The organism is Synechococcus sp. R55.7 (genome assembly GCF_047461955.1).
Classification (GTDB): Bacteria; Cyanobacteriota; Cyanobacteriia; order Thermostichales; family Thermostichaceae; genus Thermostichus.
This window is the reverse complement of sequence record NZ_JANSIC010000212.1, coordinates 1430-4508: the sequence shown is the minus strand read 5'-3', so window position 1 is coordinate 4508 and position 3079 is coordinate 1430. Positions and strand designations below refer to the sequence as shown.

General features: G+C 62.7%; 2 protein-coding genes. Both read left to right on the top strand.

What is annotated here, in order from left to right:
* Window positions 1–126 precede the first annotated feature (126 nt).
* Window positions 127–2145: a magnesium chelatase ATPase subunit D gene (gene bchD, locus NW820_RS10420; RefSeq protein WP_414342612.1), complete on the top strand. Its 2019-nt coding sequence runs from the start codon at window positions 127–129 to the stop codon at window positions 2143–2145.
* A 125-nt stretch (window positions 2146–2270) separates the two neighbouring features.
* Window positions 2271–2999, top strand: a complete 729-nt coding sequence (locus NW820_RS10415; protein WP_414407443.1) for a DUF2993 domain-containing protein — start codon at window positions 2271–2273, stop codon at window positions 2997–2999.
* Window positions 3000–3079: the final 80 nt, after the last annotated feature.

The following is a 3079-nucleotide window of genomic DNA, read 5'->3' as shown; positions in this document are numbered from 1 at the left end:
CTCCCCAGAAAATCTCAGTTGCAAAGGCGGTGCGGAGCACTCAAGCGATAGACTGGGGTGTACAGCTCCCGCTCCGCTGCGAATCTGCTCGATTGAACCGTTGCTCGCCAAGCCTACCCGCCAACCATGGGATCCGCAACTCTATCCGCTCCTTGTACCTTTCCCCTCACCGCTGTAGTGGGGCAACAGGCGGCCAAGCTGGCTCTGCTGCTGGCAGCAGTGGATCCCAGCCTAAGGGGTGTGGTGCTGGTGGGGCCTCGCGGCACCGCCAAGTCGGTTTTGGCCAGAGGGATCCACGCCTTGCTACCGCCCATCGAGGTGATTGCGGGATCCTATTGCAACGACGATCCAGCGCAGCCGGATACCTGGTCCGACTGGGCCAAGGCTCGCTACCCAGCCGGAGAGGTGCCGCCCACCCAAGTGATATCGCCCCCCTTTGTCCAGGTTCCCCTGGGCGTCACCGAAGATCGGCTGCTGGGATCCGTCGATGTGGAGGCCTCCATCAGGCAGGGGGAAACGGTCTTCCAGCCAGGGCTCTTGGCTGCTGCCCACCGGGGCGTGCTCTATGTGGATGACATCAACCTCTTGGACGACGCCATCGTCAACTTGTTGCTGACGGTGGTGGGGGATGGGGTCAACCGCCTGGAACGGGAGGGGCTGAGTCTGCAACACCCCTGCCGGCCTCTCTTGGTGGCCACCTACAACCCCGAAGAGGGATCCCTGCGCCCCCACCTGCTGGATCGCCTGGCACTGGTGGTGCCGGTGGGGCAGGAGCTGAGCCTAGAAGAGCGAGGGGAAATTGTCCAACGGGCAACGCAATTTGTCGATGCTCCCGAGCCCTTCCTGGCCGAGCACCAGGCGGAACTGGAGGAAATCCGCACCCGCATCCTCCTGGCGCGGGAGTGGCTGCCCCAGGTCAAGCCGCAGCGGGAACAGCTCCTCTACCTGGTGCAGGAGGCCATCCGCGGCAACGTCCAAGGGCACCGGGGAGAACAATTTGCCCTGCGAGCCGCCTGTGCCCTGGCGGCGCTGGAGGGGCGGGATCGCCTCCTGGCCGAGGATCTGCAGCAGGCCGTGCAGCTGGTGCTGCTGCCCCGCGCCCGTTACGACCCCGACCAGCCCCCGCCTCCCCCCCCACCCCAATCCCAACAGCCCGATCCTTCCCCAAGCAATTCCGACGACACCGGCGAGGACCAGGAGGAGACGGATCCCCAGCCGGAAAGCCTCAGCCTGCCGCAGGAGTTTTTTTTCGATCCTGAGCAGGTGGCCCTGGACCCGCGCCTGCTGGCCTTTGCCCAGTCCCTCAACCAGCAGGGAAAAACGGGATCCCGCAGCCTGGTGTTCAGCGCCGACCGAGGCCGCTACGTCAAGCCCATCCTGCCCCAGGGATCCAACCCCCGCGTTGCCGTCGATGCCACCTTGCGAGCTGCTGCCCCCTATCAGAAAAGCCGCCGCCAGCGGCAACCGGGACGTAGCGTGATTGTGGAGCCGAGCGATATCCGCGCCAAAAAGCTGGTTCGCAAGGCCGGAGCCCTGGTGATCTTTGTGGTGGACGCCTCCGGCTCCATGGCCCTCAACCGCATGCAAGCGGCCAAAGGTGCCGCCCTGCGCCTGCTCACCGAGGCTTACCAAAACCGTGACAAGGTGGCCCTCATCGCCTTTCGTGGGGAAACTGCCGAAGTGTTGCTCCCCCCCACCCGCTCCATCGAGCTGGCCCGCCGCCGTCTGGAATCCCTGCCCTGTGGCGGGGGATCCCCTCTCGCCCATGCCCTCACCCAAGCCGTGCGCATGGGAGTCAATGCCCGCACCGCTGGCGATGTAGGTCAGGTGATGCTGGTGGCCCTCACCGATGGCCGGGCCAACATTCCCCTCAGCCGCTCCTTGGGACGGAGCGACAGCAAAAGCCAGTTGGGAGCGGATCCCATCGACCTCAAGCAAGAGCTGCGGGAGATCGCCCTGCGCATCCGCGCCCTGGGGTTGAAGCTGCTTTTGATCGATTCCCAAAGCCGCTTTGTAACCACCGGCTTCAGCGCCGAGCTGGCGGAATTGGCGGGCGGACGGTACTTTCATCTGCCCCGTGCCACCGACCAGGGGATCGCAGCCGTGGCCCGCTCGGCTATGCAGGAGGGACGCACCTACCCCTGAGAGAACAGCCTCTCCGTTGGCAAAGGTTGTAACTTTTCTTAATGGTTGGTTATGATCCCTGTAGGCGCTCTTTACCTTTTCCCATGGCTACAGGACTCCTGCCCCAACTTTCCCTGCAGAATCCCATGGCTGTCGATTGGGTTAGCCGAGGGGTAGGCGCAGCCATTCGTGCCCTCTTTAAGCATGCAGAGCGGCTGGAGGCGCGCGTGCGAGTGGAGCCTGTTGCCAAATTGTTGCAGGGTCGTATCGACAGCTTTGAACTGTTGGGCCAGCATCTGCAGATGTACAACGGCCTGAGGCTTTCGGCTCTGGAGCTATTCTGCAATGCGGTGGCCATCGATTTCAGCCAAATTTGGCAGGGGAAGATCAAACTGCGCCAGCCAGTACAGGCCACGATGCGTGTGGTGCTGAGCCAAGACGATCTGGTGCAATCGTTTAACACACCTTTTGTGCTGAACAGGCTGGCCCTGGTGGGACAGGATGGCAGCCCCCTATCCTTCCATCACGTCCATATCAGCATCACCCCGGCGCGGCGACTGGAATTGCAGGCAAACGTACAGCAGGGAGAAGCCAGGGCTTTCCGCGTCGGTTTTTCCGCCCAGGTTGAGGTGCTGGAGCGGCGTCGCATCCGCTTTACAGATCCAGTGTTTGAAAGCGGTACAGAAGAGGAGCTGGCCTTGAGCCAAGCTTTGGTACGCTGCCTGAATGAGCTTCTGGATTTGGATCGGCTCGCCTTGCGAGGCACTGAGCTGCGGGTAGACCGGGTGAACTTGCAGCCCCAGCAGATGATCCTGTACGGCAGTGCCACCCTAGCGCAATTTCCCACACGCCAACCCCAATGGGAAAGTGCTTGACAGCCTTTGGAAGGGCGGCTACGCTCAATAGTGGTGAGGAGTGAAGAGAAGAAGCCTCTGGGGTCGAAACACGGACAGAC